General features: G+C 41.5%; 22 protein-coding genes. 13 read left to right on the top strand and 9 right to left on the bottom strand.

Translation table 11 applies throughout. The features are described 5' to 3' along the window. Nucleotides 1-9: 9 nt before the first annotated feature. Nucleotides 10-1320 carry a dicarboxylate/amino acid:cation symporter gene (locus AB3N61_RS00300; protein ID WP_367898201.1) on the top strand — a complete coding sequence of 437 codons (1311 nt, stop codon included), beginning with the start codon at nucleotides 10-12 and terminating at the stop codon, nucleotides 1318-1320. Next, nucleotides 1317-2642, top strand: a complete 1326-nt coding sequence (locus AB3N61_RS00295) for an MATE family efflux transporter (protein WP_367898200.1) — start codon at nucleotides 1317-1319, stop codon at nucleotides 2640-2642. Before AB3N61_RS00300 ends, AB3N61_RS00295 begins: the two co-directional genes overlap by 4 nt. On the opposite strand, the gene AB3N61_RS00290 is transcribed toward AB3N61_RS00295, so the two are convergent. Next, on the bottom strand, nucleotides 2635-4080 hold the full coding sequence (locus AB3N61_RS00290; RefSeq protein ID WP_367898199.1) for a hypothetical protein: 1446 nt from the start codon (nucleotides 4078-4080) through the stop codon (nucleotides 2635-2637). The two genes, AB3N61_RS00295 and AB3N61_RS00290, sit on opposite strands and share 8 nt — an antisense overlap. After that, nucleotides 4077-5021 carry a site-2 protease family protein gene (locus tag AB3N61_RS00285; protein ID WP_020769869.1) on the bottom strand — a complete coding sequence of 315 codons (945 nt, stop codon included), beginning with the start codon at nucleotides 5019-5021 and terminating at the stop codon, nucleotides 4077-4079. Before AB3N61_RS00285 ends, AB3N61_RS00290 begins: the two co-directional genes overlap by 4 nt. Nucleotides 5022-5205: 184 nt before the next feature. Here AB3N61_RS00285 and cysE point away from each other — a divergent pair, with 184 nt between their 5' ends. Both cysE and AB3N61_RS00275 read left to right on the top strand, forming a co-directional pair. Beyond that, a complete protein-coding gene (gene cysE / locus AB3N61_RS00280; RefSeq protein ID WP_020769885.1) occupies nucleotides 5206-5919 on the top strand; it encodes a serine O-acetyltransferase in 714 nt (237 codons plus the stop codon). 86 nt (nucleotides 5920-6005) lie between these two features. After that, the gene (locus tag AB3N61_RS00275) at nucleotides 6006-6272 is read left to right on the top strand and encodes a hypothetical protein (RefSeq protein WP_020769523.1); all 267 of its coding nucleotides are present in this window, start codon (nucleotides 6006-6008) and stop codon (nucleotides 6270-6272) included. A 159-nt stretch (nucleotides 6273-6431) separates the two neighbouring features. On the opposite strand, the gene mpl36 is transcribed toward AB3N61_RS00275, so the two are convergent. Continuing rightward, the gene (gene mpl36 / locus AB3N61_RS00270; protein WP_020769575.1) at nucleotides 6432-7334 is read right to left on the bottom strand and encodes an RlpA family plasminogen-binding lipoprotein MPL36; all 903 of its coding nucleotides are present in this window, start codon (nucleotides 7332-7334) and stop codon (nucleotides 6432-6434) included. Between the two features lie 103 nt (nucleotides 7335-7437). Here mpl36 and AB3N61_RS00265 point away from each other — a divergent pair, with 103 nt between their 5' ends. Both AB3N61_RS00265 and AB3N61_RS00260 read left to right on the top strand, forming a co-directional pair. Further along, the gene (locus tag AB3N61_RS00265; RefSeq protein ID WP_036089443.1) at nucleotides 7438-8346 is read left to right on the top strand and encodes a tetratricopeptide repeat protein; all 909 of its coding nucleotides are present in this window, start codon (nucleotides 7438-7440) and stop codon (nucleotides 8344-8346) included. Between the two features lie 79 nt (nucleotides 8347-8425). After that, nucleotides 8426-9316: a tetratricopeptide repeat protein gene (locus AB3N61_RS00260; RefSeq protein ID WP_367898198.1), complete on the top strand. Its 891-nt coding sequence runs from the start codon at nucleotides 8426-8428 to the stop codon at nucleotides 9314-9316. On the opposite strand, the gene folP is transcribed toward AB3N61_RS00260, so the two are convergent. Beyond that, nucleotides 9304-10218 carry a dihydropteroate synthase gene (folP, locus tag AB3N61_RS00255; protein ID WP_412758379.1) on the bottom strand — a complete coding sequence of 305 codons (915 nt, stop codon included), beginning with the start codon at nucleotides 10216-10218 and terminating at the stop codon, nucleotides 9304-9306. The genes AB3N61_RS00260 and folP overlap by 13 nt on opposite strands. A 51-nt stretch (nucleotides 10219-10269) precedes the next feature. On the opposite strand from folP, the gene AB3N61_RS00250 reads away from it, so the two are divergent. The 4 genes from AB3N61_RS00250 (at nucleotide 10270) to AB3N61_RS00235 (ending at nucleotide 15485) form a co-directional block, all read left to right on the top strand. Further along, the gene (locus tag AB3N61_RS00250; RefSeq protein WP_367898197.1) at nucleotides 10270-12348 is read left to right on the top strand and encodes an OmpA family protein; all 2079 of its coding nucleotides are present in this window, start codon (nucleotides 10270-10272) and stop codon (nucleotides 12346-12348) included. Between the two features lie 89 nt (nucleotides 12349-12437). Next, nucleotides 12438-13592 (top strand): DUF1577 domain-containing protein, encoded by a 1155-nt coding sequence (locus tag AB3N61_RS00245; RefSeq protein WP_020769842.1) that lies wholly within the window; start codon nucleotides 12438-12440, stop codon nucleotides 13590-13592. Nucleotides 13593-13597: 5 nt separating this feature from the next. Further along, the gene (gene hisS, locus AB3N61_RS00240; RefSeq protein ID WP_020769477.1) at nucleotides 13598-14920 is read left to right on the top strand and encodes a histidine--tRNA ligase; all 1323 of its coding nucleotides are present in this window, start codon (nucleotides 13598-13600) and stop codon (nucleotides 14918-14920) included. 52 nt (nucleotides 14921-14972) lie between these two features. Further along, complete coding sequence (locus AB3N61_RS00235) at nucleotides 14973-15485, top strand: phosphatase PAP2 family protein (protein WP_367899113.1); 513 nt, start codon at nucleotides 14973-14975, stop codon at nucleotides 15483-15485. Here the strand turns inward: AB3N61_RS00235 and AB3N61_RS00230 are convergent. The 5 genes from AB3N61_RS00230 to AB3N61_RS00210 all read right to left on the bottom strand — a co-directional run bounded on the left by AB3N61_RS00230 (nucleotide 15432) and on the right by AB3N61_RS00210 (nucleotide 21621). Continuing rightward, nucleotides 15432-16601 (bottom strand): Re/Si-specific NAD(P)(+) transhydrogenase subunit alpha, encoded by a 1170-nt coding sequence (locus AB3N61_RS00230; RefSeq protein WP_020769548.1) that lies wholly within the window; start codon nucleotides 16599-16601, stop codon nucleotides 15432-15434. The genes AB3N61_RS00235 and AB3N61_RS00230 overlap by 54 nt on opposite strands. Nucleotides 16602-16679: 78 nt before the next feature. Next, entirely contained in the window at nucleotides 16680-17615 is a 936-nt protein-coding gene (locus AB3N61_RS00225) for a UDP-glucuronic acid decarboxylase family protein (RefSeq protein WP_036089439.1), read from the bottom strand. Continuing rightward, nucleotides 17608-18480 carry a M50 family metallopeptidase gene (locus AB3N61_RS00220; protein ID WP_020769560.1) on the bottom strand — a complete coding sequence of 291 codons (873 nt, stop codon included), beginning with the start codon at nucleotides 18478-18480 and terminating at the stop codon, nucleotides 17608-17610. Before AB3N61_RS00220 ends, AB3N61_RS00225 begins: the two co-directional genes overlap by 8 nt. An 83-nt stretch (nucleotides 18481-18563) precedes the next feature. Then, nucleotides 18564-20258, bottom strand: a complete 1695-nt coding sequence (locus AB3N61_RS00215; protein WP_367898196.1) for a methyl-accepting chemotaxis protein — start codon at nucleotides 20256-20258, stop codon at nucleotides 18564-18566. A 169-nt stretch (nucleotides 20259-20427) separates the two neighbouring features. After that, nucleotides 20428-21621, bottom strand: coding sequence for a DUF445 domain-containing protein (locus AB3N61_RS00210; RefSeq protein ID WP_367898195.1), 1194 nt, complete (start codon nucleotides 21619-21621; stop codon nucleotides 20428-20430). A 109-nt stretch (nucleotides 21622-21730) separates the two neighbouring features. Here AB3N61_RS00210 and AB3N61_RS00205 point away from each other — a divergent pair, with 109 nt between their 5' ends. Genes AB3N61_RS00205 through AB3N61_RS00195 form a run of 3 tightly spaced genes read left to right on the top strand, consistent with a single transcriptional unit; the run spans nucleotide 21731 to nucleotide 23689 of the window. Beyond that, nucleotides 21731-22204 (top strand): LIC_10042 family TonB-like protein, encoded by a 474-nt coding sequence (locus tag AB3N61_RS00205; RefSeq protein ID WP_020769536.1) that lies wholly within the window; start codon nucleotides 21731-21733, stop codon nucleotides 22202-22204. After that, nucleotides 22197-22718, top strand: a complete 522-nt coding sequence (locus AB3N61_RS00200; protein ID WP_020769893.1) for a UpxY family transcription antiterminator — start codon at nucleotides 22197-22199, stop codon at nucleotides 22716-22718. The genes AB3N61_RS00205 and AB3N61_RS00200 overlap by 8 nt, the downstream gene beginning before the upstream one ends. A gap of 2 nt (nucleotides 22719-22720) precedes the next feature. Beyond that, complete coding sequence (locus AB3N61_RS00195) at nucleotides 22721-23689, top strand: KpsF/GutQ family sugar-phosphate isomerase (RefSeq protein ID WP_367898194.1); 969 nt, start codon at nucleotides 22721-22723, stop codon at nucleotides 23687-23689.

The following is a 23689-nucleotide window of genomic DNA, read 5'->3' as shown; positions in this document are numbered from 1 at the left end:
CTGTCGAGTATGTCCGTTGAGCCGAACCGAAACCTTCCGAATGTTATTCGATTTCTTCCTTTAGAGAAACTCTGGTTCAGAGTTTTGTTAGGTTTGGTATCCGGACTTTTAACGGGCCTTTATCTAAGTCCGGAAAATTCCTTAGTAACCATAGAATATTCGACGCCTATCGTTTCTTGGTTAGGGCTTCCGGGCCATTTTTTCCTGATCTTATTGCAGATCATCATGATCCCTTTAGTCTTTTGCTCCATTGTACTAGGGATACATGCCGGTGAAACACTCGAGAATCTGAAAAGTTTCGGATTAAAGGCGTTCTTATACTTCGTATTTACCACGATATTAGCGGTCTCGATCGGATTGGTCTTAGCAAGTACGATCAGGCCCGGAAGTTTTGTTGATCCTGCCGGTATCCCGCGAGTGCAGGTCCCTAGCAAAGTTTCCGAAACCTCGGACAGTGTTTCAATAGAGAAGGTCCCAGAGTTAATACTCTCAGTCCTTCCTAGAAACCCATTCCAAACATTTGCAAACGGAGATATGTTAGGAGTAGTTTTATTAGCTCTTTTGGTTGGTATTGCTATCCTTTCTATAGAACAGCAAAGTACTGCGTACGTTCTTCCCGTATTCCAAGCGATATTTAAGACCAGTATGGTATTCGTTCAATGGGCCATGAAGATCGCACCTTTTGCAGTCTTCGGACTAATTGCGCAGATCACCGCAAAAATAGGTCTGAAAGTTTTATTAAGTTTGGGAGTTTATTTTATCACTGTGCTTGGCGGCTTAACCATAATGCTCTTCATGTATTCGATCATACTTGCACTTGTGGCAAGAAAGAGCCCTATTTGGTTTTTGAAGCAAGCAGGCGAGGTACAACTGCTCGCGTTCTCCACTTCTAGTTCTGCCGCTGTTCTTCCTTTTTCCTTAAAAACCGGAATAGAGAAGATGGGCGTTTCCCGAAAGATCGCAGAGTTTATTCTTCCTTTGGGAGCCACGGTGAATATGGACGGAACTGCACTTTACCAAGCAGTCGCCACGGTATTTTTATCACAGGTTTATGGGATAGAATTAACGGCAACAAACCTTGCATTCGTACTCATCGCAACCGTAGTAGCTTCGATCGGAACTCCAAGCACTCCCGGACTTGGTATCGTGATCCTTGCATCTATTTTGGCAGGTGTCGGAGTTCCAACCGAGGGGATCGGTATTATCTTGGGAGTGGATCGTATCTTGGATATGTGTAGGACCACCGTCAATGTAACCGGCGATTTAGTTGCCTGCAATGTTTTCCAAAGTATAGATGATAGAAAACGACAGGGTATTTGAATCTACTTTTGGAAAAAAAATTTCTCACCCTAACTTTCTTTAATATAATCGCGAACCTGACTGTACCACTGACTAGCTTTGCCGATGTTGCAGTGCTTGGTCAATTGGAATCACACACATTCGTAGCCGGAGTGGCATTATCCAACATACTATTCGATTATTTGTTCTGGGGATTTTCCTTTTTGAGAATGAGCACGACTGGACTTACAGCTCAAGCAGAAGGAAATGAAAATTACAAAGAATCCTTTCAGATACTTTTAAGATCCCTTTTATTAGGTGTCGGGATCGGTATTTTAATACTACTCGCAAGCACTTATTTAGAAAAGGTCGGATTTTCGGTTTTAGAAGGGGAGAAGGAAGTAAAATCCGCAGGTGGAGAATATTTCAAGGCCAGGATCATCAGTGCCCCCGCAACTCTTAGCAATTTCGTACTCACAGGATGGTTCTTAGGAAGATCCAAAAGTGCTACTGTTCTGGTTGCAACAGTCATCGCTAATGTCGTCAATATAGGGTTGAATTTTTGGTTCGTTCTATTTTTGGATTGGAATGCGTATGGCGCAGGGATCGCGACTTCTATCAGTCAATACTTAATGTCAGCGTTCTTTATTGTATTATTATTCAAGGAGAAGAATCGCTTCTTCCAGGTCTATCATGAGATCAAGATCTTTTCTGTTAAAGGGTATACTTCTCTTCTCACCTTGAATTCGGATATCATGATCCGGACCTTACTTTTGATTACAACATTCAGTTTGTTTAGAAATTACAGCTCCGGCTTAGGCTCCGAGACCTTGGCTGCAAATGCGATCCTTCATCAATTGATCTTGATTGGAGCATTTTGGATAGATGGTGCTGCTATCGCAATGGAGACTGTCGCAGGAAATTTAAAAGGAAATAATAATACCGTAGGTTTAAGAAAGATCTTAAAGATGGCCCTCGTTTCCGGATTCGGGATCTCTTTGTTTTTTTGTATTCTGATCCTTCTTCCTTCAGAATTCTTATTCGAATTATTCAGTAAATCTAAACCTGTTGTCGCTCTTGCAAAAGAATACGGTTATTGGATAACGCCAATATTGCTCTTCGGGTCATTTGCATTCATATTCGACGGTTTTTTCTTAGGGATCTCGGAAGGTAAGATTCTTCGAAATTCAATGATCGTCAGTTCCATTTTGTTTTTCTTTCCGATCGCTTACTGGGGAAAGATCCAAAATAACAATCATATACTTTGGCTTTCCCTCTCCTCCTATATGTTAGGAAGAGCGATTACACTCGGAGTTGTTGCTTACAAAAAATTTTTTTTAATCCGCCAAGAATCCTTCAGTTAGAAGAAAGATCCGTTCCTTTAGGAAGAAGTGTAACTTCTATCTCCGCAGGAATTGGTTTCCAAATTTCGGAATCCTTCGCCTTGAATAAAATGGGAGAAGGTAAAGCGGCCCAAACCTCGCTGCGATATAGATCCACCATATCTTCTCCTTTTTGGTAAGCACGAGATGATTCGATCTTCTCCGGTTTTACACTCGCTAATGGCACCCAACCGAAACTTGGAATATATATATCCAAGGTATCTCTGAAAGAAGGATTCGAAGATCCGGAAAATACCAAACTCCGGACAGGGCGAACAGGCAAACCTGAGTCTAATAGAGATTTTTTCAGACTATCCCAATCGGAGCGGAATAATCTTGCATCGAAAATTTTATCTAAGAAAAAATTCCCCGCTTTCTCTTTTACGGAAACACGATTTTTGGTGAACGCCGCGAGGTCGGTAGGGATCTCCTCCTTTTTCTTGAGAAAGTCGTCCAGGACGTAATATCTAACATTAGTCGTTCTTGCTTCGAAATGGTATTCTAAGGTTTGCGGACCTTTCGGGTCGTCTATTCCTAATTTTTTAGAAAGAGCACGGACTCCCATTACCATATCGCCTTTAAATTTAGGGTCCTTGGTTTTTAGATTTCGTATCCTTTGGTGTTCCGTGGTGGGAGGAGGAAGAAGTCCCAAAACTCCACCTATTAGAGTCGTCTCATCCAGAGAATATTTGATCTTTACGTTGATAAGATAAGTCGCCTCGCCGGAAGCAAGAAATCGATCCGTTTCCACAAAGGAGATCTTTTTGACTTCTCGCGTCGTTCTATCGACGACGTAAATCCTGCTTCCTAGGATTGCGATTCCTCTAATGTCTTTAGAAGGAGAACGAATAGAACCGGTGATCTTACCGCTAGTAGGATCATATCTATAAACGTTTCCATCGGAAGAATCCGTGATCCAAAGACTGTCTCTTGCAAAACAAATATCTTTCGGTTCGGACCTATCGGTTAAGAAACCGCCGAAAAAACTTTGGGTTCCCTTATCATACACGGAGACCTTTCCGGTGTCCGAATCGAGAATATACAGATAATTTTGGAAGTTTGCAATCCCACCTATCTTATCAATCGGTACCTGTATCCGTTCCGTAACTCCACCTGTGTTCGGCTCTACTTTTAGAATGACCCTTTTACTCGCTACGAAAAGTTTCCCTTCTCTCGGATCGAAATTTAAGCCGGCAATGAACGGAATACCTAAATTAAAAGCTTCTTGCCTACCGCTTGGATCCACACGAATGATCGCTCTCCTTTTACTATCGGCGAACCAAAAATTCGTTCCGTCATAGGAAAGGCCGTATGGATTCTCGGTCAATTGTATGTCTACGTCACCTTCTTCTTGTGAATGGATAGAAAGAGAGATAATCAGCAAGAGTAGGATAAAAATTTGAACGATCAATTTTCTCATTTTGCAAATACTTCGAGTAGAAAATTCCAGAGATCCTCTCCTAGACTGGTCTTAGCCCCGGAAGAGGATACGACAGTGATTGGAGAAACCGGAAAAATAAGCAGGAAGGATAATAACATACCCCAGCCAAATATCTTTCTAAATTTGCCGATTGGATAAGGAGCATCCGGGACAAAAGGATGTTCTACTCGGATAAAGTAATAGATGAGCAATCCCCATAAGATCCACGAATAATTCCAAAATGAGAGTAAAAGAAATCCGGAAAACAGATAATAGATCCACTTTCTGTAACCTTCTCCCGCTAAGGAATAGATAACATGCCCACCGTCCAATTGACCGAAAGGTAAAAGATTTAATGCAGTTATCAGAAGTCCGACCCAACCGGCAAAGGCCAAAGGAGTATATTCTACAGTAAATAGAGAAGGGTCAAAAGGACCTAATATTTTCTGGGATAAAACGTATGTAAAGATGCTATCTCCAAAATGGATATCCATGAGTCCCGGGTGAGCTTGTAAGATTGTAGTTCTTTCCGCCAGAGAAACTAATTGAGAATTATATAATCCGATCACAAGACATGGTATCGAAAGAACAAGACTCATAGCGGGTCCCCAGATCCCAATATCGAATAATTGGATTTTATTGGCGATCGGATCTTTTATACGGATCACAGCGCCCATTGTGCCTACGGGAGAAAATGGAACCGGCAAAAAATACGGTAGAGTTGTCTTGATCCCATAATATCTGGCGGCAAAGTAATGCCCCATCTCATGACAAAAAAGAATTCCAAGAAGAGAAAAAGAATAGGGAATCCTGATCCGAAAGATTTCCGATATTGTCGCCGAGTTTAAATATGGGATCTTGAATATATCATCCTGAAATGTTAAGGTGAAAAAAGTAAGAACGAAAAGAAGTACGTTCCATCCGTAAGTCGGTCTGTTCAATTTTTTATACCCTTTCCCCGTAGAATCCGACTCAAGTCCTCTCTCAAAATGATTCCTCCTTTACATATCGAACTATAAATTCAGGCTTATTCATAACGAAATATAACATTATTCTTCTATCGACTGTCTATCTATCGATCAGCTAGTTTTTAAGACGGATCAAAAGAAGAACCGGGATAAACATTTGTTCGAGAACATCAAAGCGATTAAAAAAAACGACCCTGCCGCCAAATCCTATTTAGAGGTTATTTTATGTTATCCGGGGTTACACGCGCTTTGGTTCCACTCCCTGGCTCATTTTTTATATAGGATCAAAGTTCCCTTATTTCCCAGAATGATCAATACTTTCGCTCGATTTTTGACCGGAGTCGATATTCATCCTGGTGCAAAAATTGAACCTGGGATCTTTATAGATCATGGTCAAGGTGTGGTCATAGGAGAAACCGCAGAAATAGCAAAAGGTTGTTTGATCCTGCAAGGTGTAACTTTGGGCGGAACCGGTAAAGAAAGCGGCAAAAGACACCCGACGTTAAAAGAGAATGTGGTCGTGGGAGCCGGAGCAAAAATTTTAGGAAACATAGTAATAGAACATAATGTTCGGATTGGTGCCGGTTCTGTCGTATTGAGAGATGTTCCGGCTGACTGCACTGTTGTCGGAGTTCCTGGAAAAGTAGTCCGTTCCAAAGTTGATTTCGGAAAAGAGGGAGAAAGAATGCTGGATCATGGGGAACTTCCGGACCCTGTCGCAAGGGTTTTTTCCATTCTGGTCGAAAAGATAGATACTTTGCAGAGAGAAGTAAACGAACTGTACGCAAAATCCAATCTGAAAGAGAAAAAATCCTCTGCAAAAGACCGAGACAACGAACTGAACGAATTCATTCATGGCGACGGGATCTAATTTCCGGAAAGTTTTTTTTTGACAAACTGACTTTCTTCCGAATTCTTTGGGCTATATTCGTTAGCCGCTTTTGCGGTCGAGGGTTTATGAAGTCGAAAGTAAGGACTTTTTTTCTAGTTTGTTTTTCTACAATCCTACTATATTCCTTTTCAGATTGCGGGATCTTAGTGAACCATGAGGATCTTTGCTCTGATGATCTGAAAAGTTACGATGATTGTTTTACTATTCTTTTGATAGCGGATCCGGCTTGCGGACAAGGAACCGGCACCTGTCTTCCCGCTTACGTTCAGTTGGCGAAAACTCTATGTGCTAGCAGAATGAAATTAGAAGGTTGCAGGGCTCATAGGAATTAAAACTCTTTGGCTCCGGGGTCTAGAGCCAAACTATTCCCCGGAGAGGGGGAAGAAACTTTGCGTGCCCTCAATTACGCTCCGCTATCTCGGGCTCGCTCACTATGGGTCGTTCACGAGGGGGGTCCTCCCCCTCTTCAAAACAGAGACCGAATGAGAGTTTTATTTTTTAGGAATAAAACAATCCACTCCATCTTCTTTTAATTTTGATTTTAGAAGATCCGCTTTTGCGCGATCCATAAAATCACCCATTTGAAGAACAAACATACCGTCTCTTTCAAATAAATATACTTTCTCGCCGTACTCCGCAGAAAGATTTTTTCTGTAATCCTCGGCAAGTCTGCTGTTTCTGAAAACTCCGACTTGGACAGTTTGTCCTTTTGGAGCTCCCTTCACTAGTGGAGCGGGAGTTACGGCCTTTTTAGGGGTGAGCCTTTCGGGCTTGTTCTCTTTCAGAAGAGCTTCTTCATCTTCCAGACCTTCCATATCTTCCGACTCTACTGCTCCACCTTTGCTAACTACGGTGAGACCAACTCTTGCAATTCCGACATCTTTGAATTCCAAATTCTCTGCCGCTTTTTCGGAAAGGTCGATGATCCGATCTTTTACGAAAGGCCCGCGATCGTTTACTTTTACTAAAACTTCTTTATCGTTTTCCAGGTTCTTAACTCGAACCACCGAACCTAAAGGAAGGCTTGGATGAGCTGCAGTTAGTTTGGTTTTGTCGAAAATTTCTCCGCTAGCAGTCGGCTTACCGTGAAATTTAGGACCATACCAGGAAGAATATCCAACCTCGTCGAATTCTCCCGTAGAACCTGATTGTTGTCTAGAAGGTGTAGTGGCTTTTACCGGTTTATTATCCGCGAGAAGATCATCTAATCCTCTGGAAGCGGAAGAGTTCTTAGCCAATACCAGATCTCTTTTGGACTCTTGGTCCATAGGAACGATTTCTTTTTCAAAAAATATTTCGGAAGGATCTCCGGACGCGCTGATACTTCTTCTAGTTTCAGAAGAAGCGCAAGCAGTGACTGTTATCAACGCGAAGATAGCGGCTATCTGTTTCATTTCGGACCTCTGTCTTTCTATGTTTTATTTTCGGAGGTTTTTACATTTTACCTGAAGTTTTTTTCAGGTTGTTTTCTTGGGAATTTTAGTCGATATTCCGGATATGACCGAGGCCGATATCAAACGTAAGTTCAACGAGGCTTTAAAACTCGAAAAAGACGGGAAAATCTCCCAGGCGGCCAAGATATATACTGAAATTTTGGGAATGAATCCCAAATTCCAAAAGGCTTATCTGAACCTAGGGGCACTTTACTCTCGCACCGGAGATTCTGAGAAAGCGATCAAAACCTACCAAAAGGCTCTCGAACTTGGAAAAACTACCGAGCTTTATTATAACCTGGGAGTGGAGCTTTATCGACTAGGAAGTTTGGATGCGGCAGTTAAGGCTCTTAAAAGTTCATTGGAGCTAAATAAAAAATATCTAAACTCTCATCTTCTTCTCGCTTATTGTTATAAACAATTAGATCGTCCGGACAAGTCGGAGTTATATCTAAAGAATGCGATCAAATTAGATCCTAAAAATAAAACAGCTTATGCAGCTCTAGCTACCATCTACTTTGATACTGAAAAATGGGAACAAGCTTTAGCGGCCGCGAACACTGCGATCCAGATCAATCCGAACGATCCAAGAATGGAAATCCTAATGACGGAGATCCACGTAAAACTTGGAAATTATAAACAATCATTCGAGACTCTTAAGAAAGTAACTACAACCGCCCAAGGATTCGTACAATTCAATGAATCCATCAAAGCGGCAAAACAAAAGCCGAAACCGGAAGAAAAAGTTTTCTTTGATAATCTGGAAGTGCTAACCAGAAAAAAATTGGATGAATTTAAGGATAAACTCACTCTTTCTAAAGAAAATCCTCAGGATTTCGAAGCTCCGGAAGCACAGGACGCGCTTGATCTTTCTCTTATGTATCTGTTTCATGGAGATACCGAGCGGGCCTTAAAGTATTTATTATATGCGCAGAAAAACCTACAGGAAAATCCCACTTCTGAAGCCGGTTAATCTTTTACTCTTATCTTTTCTTATATTCTTCTCTTGTTTATACCCGGTCAGAAACAACGAACTCATCGAAAACGATCCTATGTTTCTGTATCTCCCTGCAACTGATTACACAAGGGAGAAGGTTGACTCCGTAAAAAGTCCTTGGGAAGCGAAATCCCATAGGGGAAAAGCGATCCTTGCTCCAGACAAAAATAATCTCGGTATTCTATTCGTAAGGTTCTCTCTAATCGACGATGCAGAAGAGGAATTTTTAAGTTCGCAAAAACTTCTTTCGAACAATCCTATACCTTCCCTAAATCTATTACGTTTATATTATCTAGTAGATGATATATCCGAAGCCAAAAAATTTCTGGAAACATTTCTAAAACAGTCCCCTCCGATCGAACGCAAAAAATTCGAGAACCTCCTGATCGAGGCCCAAAGGGAGGAAGAATTAGTCATCTTCCGAGATGCACTTTCTACCGTTCCGGGCCAGGAAGTTTATGCCTGGGAAGGATTAGCGGAATATTTTTTCTCCAAACAGGAATGGTCCAAAAGTTATTACTATTTGGAGAAAATACTACAGCAAAGTCCCTTTCATAAGAATGCAAGAGGCCTTATGTTAAAGATGGCCCATATTTTAGAAAAATGGGACGATGTTATAGTTTTCGGACTTAGCTTGAGTGGAACCGGCGAAAGAGTTCCGGAATTGGAATATTATATCGCTCATGCATATTACGAAAAGAGAAGATATTCGGAAGCGTTGGATTGGATCCAAAAAACTCCCGATTCCGAAAAAGAATCCTTGGTCTTTTTAGAATTATGGAAACTTTCCTTACTTTCTAAAAATCCTAAAGCCGATCTCTCTCCTCTACTTCCTTATTTTAGAAAATTAAGATCCAAGGGACTTCAATTCACCGAGGAAGAGTTTTTTCCTACGATGACTCCGGAAGGTAAGGAAACAATGGATAGAATCCGTTACGGACGATAAGAGTCTATCCCAAAAGGTCCAGGCTCCTGAAGCCCGCGTTGCGGACTATAAACTCCGTGAGACATTTCCCAAGTTTTCTGTGCTAATATAAAAGATTTTGGAGAATGAGTTCTGATCATAGGAACTCCTTTTGACCAGAGATACGTCTCGGAAATCGCAGTAGGGACTATTCTATCCTCCACCGGTAAACCACCTAATGCATTTCCCAAAAAAGACTTTTTAGTAACCGAAACCATTAGGTTCGGAAATTCGGAAAGTATCTTGGTGATCTTAGAAAGAACCGCAAAACTTACCTTATAATCCGGACTTAAAAAAAATCCCATACCGGGGTCTAAGATGAGTCGATCAGCTAGTCCTAAACTTTGGAAAGTTTTAGTCCTTTCCCTAAAAAACTCCAAAACCAAAGGCACAACTGTTTCCGGTTTTAGATCGGAAAACTCGGATGCCTTGATCGAATGATCCTGAGAAAACATGGCAACGTACTTTGCGGATTGTTTGCTTGCTTCTTTTAGCAAATCCAAACTTTCAGGATCTACAAAGCCTCTGATATTATTGATGTAATCCACACCTTCTTCTAATGCTTTTCGAATGACATAGGGTCGGAAAGTATCTACAGAGATGGAAACCTTCTCCCTTTTTAATTCGGAGATGATCTCTTTCATTCTATCCCATTCCACTTGCTCAGAAACGGGCTCCGCTTTAACGTTGGAAGATTGTGCCCCGATATCTATTACATCCGCACCTTCTTCCATTAGAGATTTTGCCTTAGCAAAAGCGAGATCCTGGCGTAGATATTTTCCCCCATCGGAAAAGGAGTCGCTAGTTATGTTCAAAACCCCGAATAAGATCGGTTTAGGAGGAAAAATTTCTCCCTGGATTCTGCTCGGAACGTCCGTTTCCATCTTAGTTTCCATCTTGATACTTGGGGTCTTTGTTCCGATACTAAATACAAGATGTTTTTTTACAATCAAGGAAAAGGACCCGATACAAAGCGAAATCATTTTCTAAGCTCCGTCCTTGCCGGAACTCTTCTGTTTTTTTTACTTTCCTGGAATGGATCCGCCCAACCTGTTCCTACACTCTTGGAAAGAAATTTCGGATCTCCCTTAAATACACAAAACGTAGAATACAATCCCATTATCAGTCCTGACGGAAGATACCTTATCTTCCAGTCCAATCGTCCAGGCGGAGAAGGAGAGATGGACATCTGGCTCTCCGAAAACGCAAACTACAAAAAAAGAGACGGGGAAGCTGATTGGAAGAAACCGGTTAACCTGAACCAAGACATCTGGGAGCAGAATAAAAAGGAACTTCCTGCGGGAGAAAAAAAATCCAAACTATTCAATACCGATAAATACGAAGGTGGGATCTCGATTCGATTCGATGAATTCGGCAACCCTGAGGAAATTTTTCTGACTTCTATCCGAAACGTAAAAGCGGACAGAGAAGGTTTTGACGCATTAGATATTTATTATACGAAACGAGACGAAAGAACGAAACGTTGGAGTGATTTAATCGGCGTCTCGGAGATTAATTCCAACTTTAATGAAAAGATGCCTGCTATTTCTCCCGATGGAAAATATCTGATCTTTTCCTCCGATCGTCCCGGCGGATATGGAGAATACGATCTGTGGGTAAGCTACAGAAATTTTTCCACAGGTGTTTGGTCCAGTCCTGTCAATTTAGGATCCGAGATCAATTCCAAGGCTAGTGAAATTCTTCCTTACATTCATCCGGATGGAGAACAGTTATATTTCTCTTCTAATAGAGAGAATGATCGCAAAAAGTTTTCCTTGTATCGGAACTTCTTAAATCTTCCAAGCACAGCCGATACGGAAGATGCAGAAGATAAACTTACGGTTTCTAAAACGAATCTTCCTTATCCCGTACCGGAAACCGGAAGTCTGGAAAAATTACCCTATCCTTTCAATTTGGAAACTCCGGAAGGGATTGATTCGGAAGGGATTTCTTTTGATCACGAGGGCCTTTGGGCTTACATTTCTTCCAATCGAAATGGAGGGCAGGGCCAGTACGATATCTATAGATTTCAGGTCCCTGAAAATTTAAGGAATTCCTACGATGTGTCCTTCCAAGGATTGGTCTTGGACGGCTCGGAAGCCACAATGATAGGCTTGGATGCAACGATTAAAATTTCGGATAGCGTAGGCCCTTCCAGAACCATTACTTCCAGAAGAATAGGCGGAGATCTTTCTAAAGGAAATCCGACTAATTTTAAAACCGTTTTAAAAACGGGAAGATTGTATAAGGTAGAAATCTCTTCTCCTGGATTTTATCCCACTGAGGACAAACTCGACTTACGCGGAAACGTAGAGAGAAATAAAAAAGTTTATAAAACTTACGTGCTTCTTCCTATTAAAGATGAAGAAAAAGGTAAGATCGTTAGCACAGGAGACGGTGATAAAGGAAAGGGACTTAATGTAGTAGTTGTAGATGCTACTACTAAAGAACCAATTGCTGGAGCGAGCGCTACAGTTTTTACTCCTAAGAATAGACAGGGAGAAATCTTAAAATACAACAGTTTGTCAAAAAATTTCCATATCGAGTTGATTCCCGACACTGATTTTGAGATCTTTGCAAAGGCTGAGAAATATATTTCCGAAAGTGTTAATATTTTGAAAAAAGATATTAAACCCGGATCAACAATTTCTATCGCATTAAGGAAAGATTCGGAAGTCCCAGCTGTTTTAAGTACAAAACTCTATTTTGAATTCAATAAGACCGAGGTGACTGACGCACATCGCAAGCAACTCGATCTGATTGTGGACTATCTCAAGAAAAATCCGTCGGATAAAATAGAGATTGGGGGCCATACGGATAATATAGCTTCCAAAGAATATAATACTCGCTTAAGCGGGAACAGAGCGCGGAAAGTTTTTGACTACATTCGTAGTAAAGGGATCCAAGCTTCTAGGTTAAAAACCAGAGCATATTGGTATTCCAGACCCGACGAAGATAACTCTACCGAAGACGGAAGAGCGAAGAACAGGAGGGTCGACTTCCGCAAGCTATAAGAGCTTGTCCCTGACGGTCCAAGCTCTTGAAGCCCTAAAAGCGCAGTGATCCAAAAACTTAAGTTTTTGGGGCTATAACAGGAGAGCAGATGGAAGTCGAGTACCGATCTTACCTACAATCACCAAGAATATGGGATACGATCCGGGATCCTCAAAAAATCGGTTATATTCTGAAAGAGTACGTTCATAATAACGGGCTCTTTCTGAAAGAAAATCCCTTAAAACAAGAATTACAGATCCTACAAACTACTCCTGAAGGAAAAATTTTTCTCAGGATCGATCCGGAAACTTTGAATGAAGAAGGCGAGATCACTGTTTACAAAACTTTAAGTAAACACATGGAGATCGGCTTTCGAGTGGATTCGATCAATCATGAGGATGGCGTAGTTGTTTGTTCTCCCGAATATGTAAGGATCGCAAAGGACGGCCGTATTCTTCCGCGGATTGAAGGATTACAAGGCAAGGTCGTTGCTCATAGATTCCACATGTTAAAGAAGGAACAGGATTCCACCAAAGTTTTAGGAACCTCCGGCCAAATTCTTTTAACCGACTTACACAAGAACATCTTATCTGAATTTCCTTATTCTAGATTGGTATTTCCCTCGGGGAAAGAACTTAGCTTTGAGCAGGACTTAGCAAAACGTACAGGTAAAACCATCTTTGTAAAAGATGCGATCAGTATGGATCCTCTTTCCAAAGAAGAATCCAACGGTTTTAATATTCTTGATTTAAAGCAAGAATTGGAAGACGAGATGATCCTGGAAGATCGGACCAAAGTGTATCGCTCCGGAAAAATACAATCTTTTGCTGTCTATCCGATCTACTACAAAGATCCTTCCGGACCTAAACTCGTTGCTTTAGGTTATGCGGAGACTAAGGACAGAATTTTGGATCCGGCGATCCTGAAAAAATACGCCGAATTAGAAGACGTATTTAACGATAGGATAGAAGATTCTAACACGCTAGATGTCGATATCCGTCAGAACGTGATCAATGCTTCCGAGGGGGGAATTCTTTTGGAAGTAACCGAATCCCAGCTAGTCGAATCGTTTCTGCACAAACCTTTCTTTACAGCGGATATAACATTTAAGATGCAAGCTCCACTGAGATTCGCATTTAAAATCCGACATATTTCTCAAGTAGGGGAAATTTACCTAGTCGGTGCAGAAATAGTTGGCTCCAATGATGCCAAGACGAATATGACTCTATTAAAGAAGAATTTAAGCTTCATTAAGAGCGTCTAAGAGACTTGGAAAAACAGAAAGCCTTTTTACCCACAGCCCCCTACAAGGGGACGAGAGATTTTTATCCGGAAGAGATGAGATTCCGAAATTGGATGTTTTCCGTTATGAGGAAGACTGTCCAATCTTTCGGATACGAAGAATACGACGGCCCCATCCTAGAATCTTTCGAACTTTATCTGGCAAAAAGCGGAGAAGAAATCGTACAAAGACAATTGTACGATTTTACGGACAAAGGAGATCGTCATGTTGCGATCCGTCCCGAAATGACTCCCACTCTAGCAAGAATGGTCGCCGGCGAAGTCAGAAATCTTGCCAAACCTATTCGCTGGTTTTCCATCCCGAACTTATGGAGATACGAACAGCCTGGAAAAGGGCGCCTTAGAGAACATTGGCAGCTCAATGTGGATCTATTCGGGGTCAATTCCTACCGGGCGGAAGTTGAGATCATTCTGATCGCAAATGCAATTTTAGAAAATTTTAAAGCTCCAAAAGGAAGTTACCAGATCAAGGTCTCGCATCGAGGGATTTTGGATTCATTCTTGAACCAAACCCTAACTTTAGCTCCTGAAAAAGCCCATGCAGTTTCCAAACTTCTGGATAAAAAATCAAAGATCAGCAAAGAGTCTTTTGAAGAAGAGATCAAACCTTTACTTTCCGATCCGGAAAAACAACTTACTCTAATCTATAAATATCTGGATACAAATCTCCAAACGATCGGAGAATTGGAAGGTATCGACCGTTCTTCCGTGGATTTTATTAGGAACCTATTTTCGGATCTGGCATCTTTGGGGATCAAAGACCAACTTGAATTCGATCCTTCGATCATTCGTGGTTTCGATTATTATACCGGCTGTATTTTCGAAGTATTCGATACCAATCCCGAAAACCGAAGATCATTATATGGCGGAGGAAGATACGACAACCTGATCGGATTATTCTCTAATGAACAACTTTCCGGTATCGGTTTCGGGTTAGGTGATGTTACATTCAAAAACTTTTTGGAAGGACATGGCCTGGTCCCAAAAGATCTGAATTCTAAAACTGCAGTTTTAATTCCATTGATGGACGATAAAATTTTTCCTGAAGTTTTGAAACTCGCAGAAGAGCTTCGTAAGGAAGGAATCGGAGTGGAAACCATGCTCGAGCCTGCAAAACTCGGCAAACAAATCCAGACGGCGGAAAAAAAAGGATATCGTTTCTTGATCTTTTTAGGAGAATCCGAAATCTCCGAAAACAAGGTTCAGTTAAAGGATATCGTCTCGGGAGAACAGTCTTCCGTTTCCAGGTCCGATCTAATCTCCACGTTACGGAAATCCTTACTTGGATAAGAACATATTGGAAAAATTATCCGTTTTCGAAAGGATCGATTATGCGATCGCAATGTTTATTCGCGAAAAGATCCATTCTCCCATTCTGAACCGAACCCTCTCTAGGATCAATCGGGGAGAGATCATGTTAGTTCTTATTCTTCCTTATCTCGCTTATGCTGCGTGGCAGGGAGTTCTTCCTTATCCTTGGTGGATCGTAATTCCTTATTCGGGGCTTGTCGCCTATGCAAATGATCGTTTTGTTTTAGTTTTAAAGAAGCTGATCGCTCGTAAAAGACCTCTAATTACCGTTGCCGGAAAAGTGGATCAAAATCCCGACATGAAACATTCTTTTCCTTCCGCGCATGCATCTAATTCGATGACGGCAGCATTGATCTTAGTGTTCTTGTTCGGTTTTCCGGAATGGTTTTTAGTGCTGAGTTTTATGGCGGGGGTAGGAAGATTATTATCTCTCCACCATTTTCCCTCCGATGTACTCGGAGGGTGGTTGATAGGAACCTGTTTCGGGAGTTTAGGCCTTTTTCTTGGCCGCTGGCTTCTTCCCTTCTTGTTTGGAACCGCCTAAAGCATCCAAAGTCAGTTTATGACGGATCTCTCCATCATGAGTAATCGTGGTTGAGGAAATGATCTCGTCGTTTAAATCCAAGTTGATCTTCTTCTCTTTCACCAAAAGTTTCAGATAGTTTAATATATTCTTAGCGAACATTCTAGATGCATCCGAAGGAAGAGAACCAGCCAAGTTTTGGTGACCAACTACGGAAACCCCGTTTTTAGTTAATACAACCTTGCCGTGTTGAGTATACTCGCAGTTTCCTCCGTTTGGAGAAGCAAGGTCTACTACTACGGATCCAGCTTTCATTCTATCCACGATCTTTTTGGTGATGATGATCGGAGCTTTCCTTCCCGGGATCAATGCAGTCGTGATAATCACGTCGGCTTTTGCAGCGAATTTTTCGATCGCTTCTTGCTGACGTTTTTTGTATTCCTCGGTTTGTTCTACAGCGTAACCACCCGCAGCAGCGGAATGAGTTGCGCCTTCCACCTCGACGAACTTAGCGCCGAGAGATTGAACTTGTTCTTTTACTTCCGGACGAGTATCGAATACGTCTACTACTGCACCTAATCTTCTGGAACTTGCGATTGCTTGTAATCCCGCAACGCCCGCTCCTATGATGAGTACGGAAGCTGGAGTAATCGTACCCGCTGCGGTCGTTAGCATTGGGAAAAATCTGGTCAAATGAGTGGAAGCGATAAGAACGGCTTTATATCCGGCAACTGTTGCTTGGGAAGAAAGAACGTCCATAGACTGAGCACGAGTGATACGAGCGATCGCATCCAGACTCAATACTGTAACTTTCCCAGAAGAAAGCTTTTTTATTACCTGAGGATTTACCGCAGGTTGGAACATTCCTAAATAGAAGGCTCCTTTTTTGATCTTGGATAAGCTCGCACCATCCGCTAAGTGAATGCTCACAACTAGGTCGGACTTTTTTAGTATATCAGCGCGAGATTGGATCGACGCACCGGCTTTTTTATAATCTTCGTCGGAGAAATAAGAACCTTCTCCAGCGCCTTTTTCGATGAGAACAGAAGCACCGATTTTTTTTAAGGCGTCGACTACGTCCGGGGTTACGGCTACCCTAGTTTCTTCCTTAGCTTCTTTTAAAACTCCGATATTCATACAGCCTACTCGAAACTCAATTTTTCGGTTAAATTCCCTTATTGGGGAAAAGTAGGTCCAGATTTTCTCGGCGAACGATTAATCCAAGTGATTTTTGAAATAATCGACCGTTTTCCTGATTCCTTCCAATAAAGGAACCTTCGGTTCATAACCCAGTTTTTGTCTAGCTAAAGTCAGATCCGGCTTTCTGCGGGCAGGATCGTCTTGGGGAAGAGTTTTATAAATGATCTTGGAAGAAGAGCCGGTCTCTTTTAAAACTAACTCCGCTAGTTCCTTAACCGTAAACTCTCCGTCGTTGCCCAAGTTTACAGGACCATTGAAGTCCTGGGTATTCATCATTTTAATGATACCGTCCACAAGATCATCCACATAGCAGAAAGATCTAGTTTGTGAACCGTCTCCGTAAACAGTGATGTCTTTCCCCGCAAGCGCTTGGACCACAAAATTACTTACTACTCTTCCATCGTCCGGAAGCATGCGAGGTCCGTAAGTATTGAAGATACGGATCACTCGAATGTCCACTTTATGATTTCTGTGATAATCGAAACAAAGAGTTTCAGCGACCCTCTTTCCTTCGTCGTAACAACTTCTGATACCGATCGGATTTACGTTTCCCCAATACGTTTCCTTTTGAGGATGTTCGATCGGGTTTCCGTAAACTTCGCTAGTGGAAGCTTGTAAGATCCTTGCCTTTACTCTTTTAGCAAGTCCCAACATATTTGTTGTACCAAGGACATTGGTCTTGATCGTTTTGATCGCATTGGATTGATAATGGATCGGGCTAGCAGGACAAGCAAAGTTATAGATCTGATCCACTTCGAGTCGAATCGGCTCAGTGATATCATGACGTATCAGTTCGAAGCGAGGGTTGGAGAGAAGTTTTTCGACATTCTTCTTTCTTCCCGTGTGAAAGTTATCTACACAGATAACTTCGTTACCTTCTTGTATCAATCTTTCACATAAATGAGATCCGATAAATCCGGCACCGCCGGTCACTAGCACTCTATTAGCCATCAATTCTCTCAATATTCGTAAATTCCGGGGGAAGAGGTTTACCGTTCAGATCCAAACCTCTGCTTAAAAACCATTCCAATACTTCCGGAGTTACTTCTCCAGGAAACGGATTATCTAAACCCACTACCGGCCCTTCATCAAATCCAGGAGTCTCCTCCGGGATCGGACGAGGAACCACAGCTCTCTTCAATGAAAAGAATATGATGGATACGCTAAAAAAAGACCAGAGCAGAGCAATCAAATATCCCAGGAATAAAACCGATTTCGGAACGGAACTACCTGGAGAAGTTCCGGTAGCCCAGTAAGCTAAGATACCTGCGTCCGTATTCTGTACATTCTCGGTAAAATCCAAAAGGTCATAGAGGCTATACAAGCTTACACTCGTCCCTAAAAACACAGTGATCAATCGATCCCAGCCGAATGGTAAAAAGGAAGAGATGAAAAGAAAAATCCCCCAAAACAAACCAGTCCTTTGAGCGAGTCCGCCGGAAGAAGTGTATTTTAGAGTAAGCAGTAAAACTGCCCCTCCTAAAAGTAACAAAGTGGGACGGACTAGACTTCCTTTGAATCCTCTATTGATCAAAAATCCGCCAACAAGACAAGAACCCAAATAACCTGCAGATACCACGAATATAAAAGGACTTTTACCGGACGTAGGAGATGCAACGGTTTGCCCAGCTTCATCGCCGTTCAATTCTATCATCTGCACGGAACCGCCTGAGATCAAAGTTGCGATCGCATGTCCTGCTTCATGGATAAAAACCACGAAGTCTTTTAGATAAGAAACCCATCCATGATTCCAATAGGAAAGAAGAGTCACTATGATCGCGAGTAAGAGTGCAAGTCTTAGGAAACGATTCTCCATTCTAGAATAGATATCGGCTTTTTTGCGGGAAATTCCCGGGGAAATGGATAAGAACCGGATGAAAAAATTTTCCGGTTTCGAATTTAATCCGTTTTAAAATGGCTCAAAATTCCGCCAAATTTCTGGGAATGTACCAGGGTATCTTTTACAGATTGTCTGATATTTTCGGAGGTGGCAGCTATATCTTCTGCCGATTTGGAAATTGCACTCATAGAATCCGAAATTTCTCCCGCGGAAAGTTTTTGTTGCTCGGAAGTCCCGGTCATCATCTTTCCTAAAACCAAAACCTGATCGGAACTGCTGCGTATTTCTCCCAATCTTTTCGATTGTTCCAACAAGAGACCTTTTACTTTGGACGCGGAGTTATGAACTTCTTCGATATAGTTCTGTAAATTTTCGAAGACATCTACTGACTGTCCCACTTTTAGCGCACCTTCTTCCACTGAGTTGGATGTACTTTTTACTAGATAAGTAATATCCTTGATACTAGATTTGGTTTGTTCCGCCAGTTTTGAGATCTCATCCGCAACTACAGAAAATCCTTTTCCTGCTTCTCCGGCCCTTGCGGATTCTATGGATGCATTCAACGCAAGCATATTCGTTCGTTCGGAAATGCTCGTGATAATCCCCACGATCTTATTGATCTCATTGGAATAAGAACGTATTTGTTCCATGGATTGGATAGCTTCATTAAAGATCTGTTTTGCTTGATCGGCCTTGTTCGCTACAGTCCCGGCTTGTGACTCCAGGTTTTGCATTGATTTGGAGGTTTCTCCCAAGGACACATCGATAGAACCGATACTTTCGTTTACATTAGATAAACTTCTAGTCTGCTCACTAATGGTTAATACGATCTCATCTATCGTTTTAGACAGTTCATGGGAAGCCGCCGCAGTTTCTTGCACAGCATGCGCTTGTTTTTGAGAAACTCTTTCGAAAGAACCTACTGATTGGAAAAGTTCCTCATACAATTTTAAGTTTCTTTGATAGTTTTCTTTCATCTGGACAAGGAGTCCCCAAAGACTGATAGTCATACATCTGAAGTTGGAATAAATTCTGTCGGCATCTTCGACCCCTTCTTTCCTAGGGAATTCAGCGGCAAGATTTCCGTTTACAACTTTACCTACTATCTCCAAGGTTTCGGACATTTTCTTTTTTAAACTATAGATAGCTCTTAAACAAAGTGAAAATCCCAGAACCACAGCAAGAAAGGTTAAAGTAGAAGCGATCGGGTCCGTTAAAAATAGTTTCAAACCTAAATAAGAAGAAGGAATGAAAATACATGCGAATGTGAAAGCCACAAGACCAGGATATCCGAATTTAACTCGGAGGGAATTTATAAAAGAGAGGAACGTTCTAATGAGTTGAGACTGTCCGTTCATTCTTGCAAAAAGTTTTTCAGCTTTCTCGATTTGTTGCCTAGTTGTCTTTTTGCGAACCGACATGTACCCGGTAATGACTCCGTCTTCAAGAACAGGAGTAACGGTGGCATCCACCCAATAGTGGTCTCCATTTTTTGCGCGATTTTTTACGATCGCATTCCAAGGGCGGCCCGACTGAACGGTGTCCCAAAGATCTTTGTAAACTGCCGGGGGAATATCCGGATGACGGACAATATTATGAGGTTGGCCCAGCATCTCCTCTTCTGAAAAACCGCTTACGTCCGCAAAGTCCTGGGAAACATAAGTGATTTTTCCTTTCGAATCGGTTCTGGAAATAATTACCGCAGATTCAGCGAACTGAATTTCTCGACCCGTTACCGGTAGGTTCTTTCTCATATTTTCAGTAATTTATTGAAGTCAAGTTTGGTATAGCGAATTTAAAAGATCAGCTACGTGATTTTAATAAATCGGAATATAAAAGGGAAATAATCCGGAAAAAATCCGATGAAAGAATAATACTTTCGGTTTATTTTATAGTGGTTATATCCGAAAACCGACTGCACTCTTATTTTATAAAAACAAGATATGCTTGGATACATCCGGCGATACCTCCGAGAACTGCACCTAAGGTAATCAAGGTGGCCTCGTCTTCTTTAAAGACTGAATGTAATAGATGTTCGAATTCTTCCGGGGGCAGTATACTCAAATTTTCGAAGACCAATTTTTCGATCTCTAATCTTTCTTCGATATAATCTTTCATCTTGTCAGCCGTTTCGGGTATCAGCTCCAAAATGGAATTTGCGATCTTCTCCTTTAATTCTTCCAGCTTTTTAGAACCTAAAATTAGAGAAGCATACGGGATCTTTTTTTTTAATTTCTCATCCATCAATTCTTTGGATTTGGAAAGAAGTTCAGTAATGATCAGATCTCCTCCTTTCCCTTTGAAGATCACCCCTATTAAACTTTCCGGATCTAAAATTTTAGAAGCCACCACGGATGCAAATTCCCTGGAAACATCTTTCTGCCTTTTCAAGAAAAGACCTTGGTATTTGAATAATAAAAAGTTCTTGGGTCGCAAAGGGGAGAAGATCATAAGGATCGCCAGCCAATTAGTGATATAACCTACAAAAATTCCCATAATAGGCATGGTCCACCATTGGTTTAAATATGCGATGAATAAGACTTGAACGCATCCGATCAGAAATCCGAAATAGATCCCGGATCGAACGATAAATCTGAATTCGGGACCACCACATCTCCTGAAAATTTCAGAGAGAATATTTACGTTTTCTCCCGAAAGAGATTCTTTGATCAAATCACCAATTCCTAATATACTATCCAGATTTTCCCCGAAAGAAGTATAGATCTCTTGTATCTTTTTGGGAATGTCCTCTCGGATCTCCTTTTCTAAGACTTGTTTTGCTTCTTCCGGGACCATCTTCCAGATCACAGGGTTGTCCGCAAAAAATATGTCTTTGACTATGGAAGAGGATTTTTCGCCGATCCTATCTCGGATCAGATCTGCAATTTGTACCGGATCTATTTTTTTATAAAGATCGTAAGGGCGAATCAATCTTTCCAGCATCACATCCGAAATGAGACCTGCCATTTTTTTAGAATGTCTCGGAATGATACCTTGCCAGCCTAAAATTCCCCAACCTTTAAACTTGACCGGATAGAAGATCATCTGCACTGCTATATAGTTTGTGATCCAACCTACAAAGGAACAAGTGACCAAGATCGAAATAATCTCGATCATAGAGCCGTGAATCGGATCAAAAGATTGCATCCGCAGAGTTTTATGAATCGGAAAATTCGATTCAAGAAAAATTCAATGTCAATTATTCTTGTAAAATCGTAACTATCCTATGGGACCCAAGGTTTCCTTTTTCATTTCTCTCTCTATACATGCGGTCCTATTCATATCTTACTATTTGATCCGAAATCTAAACCCTGAAAATTTTTCGGAACAGATCAAACTCAGTCTTAGCAAAGGACAAGTCCCTAGTGTTCATTTTTCACTCCCTAAAAATCAAGGAGAAGGACAGGATACATCTTCTAACTCAGGCCTGGCAGGAACGCCGGAAGCGGAGATCGAAAGGTTTAAAAACGAGATACATTTCCCACCGGAAGCATTGGAGCAGAGATTGGAATCCGATTGTTCTTGGGAAGTAATGATAGGACCTAACGGAAGCGCAAAAAGAGTTACAACTATCAAACCTTGCAAATATAAGGTTTTCGAAACACATTTTAAAAGATCGGTTTCTAGCTGGAAATTTCAACTACCGGAAGGAAATATTATAATTATTCCGGTATCCTTTCGTATTGAATCAGATGAGTGACACCTCTAAATCTTGGTATGCCGTTTATACAAATTCTAGGGCGGAGAAGAAGTTAGCGCTAGAACTTTCCAAAAAAGGAATAACCCAATACTTGCCGATTATTTCGGCAAAAAAACAATGGTCTGATCGGATCAAAACGGTTCTGGTACCTGTTTTTCCTTCTTACGTATTCGTAAAAATTGATATAAGGACCGAAAAACTAAAAGTCCTGGAAACTTCAGGAGCTGTACGATTCGTTTCGATTGGAGAGACTCCTCTCCTAATCGAAGAGAACGATATCGAGATGATCCGCCAACTTGTGACCGAGTATCCGGATAAGATCAAGATCGAAAGGGAAAAGATGCTGTCTCCCGGTAAAAAGGTCCTGATCAAAAACGGACCTTTTAAAGACAGAAAGGCAAGAGTAATCCGAAAAGGAAGTAAATCGTCTATTCTTGTTTCCATTTCCGGAATGGATACTACAGTATCCTTGGAATTGGATTCGGAACTATTGGAAACGGACGAGGAGAATTAGAAGTGGGAAATACATTAGATAAAGTTAAAAAAGCTTTGGATACCGAGATCGAAGCAATCCTTCATTTTAGAGAGAACCTAGATCCGAATGTAGAAAAAGCGGTAGAGCTGATCTTCCAATCCAAAGGAAAGGTAGTCGTAACCGGAGTCGGAAAATCCGGAGACGTTGGCAAAAAGATCGCTTCCACTCTATCTTCTACAGGAACTCCTTCTTATTTTCTACATCCATCCGACGCAGCACACGGTGATGCCGGGATTTTAGCACATGGCGACGTTGTTATTGCGATCGGCAAGAGCGGTGAAAGTGAAGAATTACTGAACCTTCTTCCTACCATAAAAAGTATAGGAGCCAAGTTGGTAGGTTTAACTGCTAATCCTCAGTCCAGATTGGCCTTAGACTGCGACATTGTAATCTTAACCCCGGTATTAAAAGAAGCATGTCCTCTAGAACTTGCCCCCACTTCCAGCACAACGATCGCTTTGATGTTGGGAGATGCGATCGCAATGGCGCTCATGGAACTTAGAAATTTCCAAAAAGAGGATTTCGCATTATATCATCCTGCAGGAAGACTCGGAAAAAGATTATCCCTAAAAGTGGACGATGTGATGAGAAAGGGAGATAAACTTGCAAAGGTAAGTTCCGACGCAAGTTTAGAAGAAGTTCTTTCCGAAATCACAACAAAACTTGTGGGTGCAACAGGCGTCGTGGATCCAAGCGGTAAATTGATTGGATTCGTAACCGATTACGATATTAGAAAATTATTAAATGACAGAAAATTGGAAAAGTCCATCAAAGCGAAAGAATTAATGAATTCTAAACCGACCGTTTTCGAGAGCGGGATCATGGCTTACGATGTCTTACAATCCATGGAAAGAAGAGAAAAACCGATCTCAGTAGCTCCGATCGTTTCCAAAGACGGGATATTACTCGGGATCATTTCCATCCACGATCTTTTACAAAAAGGACTCTGA

Origin of the sequence: Leptospira sp. WS58.C1 (assembly GCF_040833995.1) — a bacterium.
GTDB lineage: Bacteria > Spirochaetota > Leptospiria > Leptospirales > Leptospiraceae > Leptospira_B > Leptospira_B cinconiae.
This window is presented reverse-complemented; position numbering and strand designations above follow the sequence as displayed.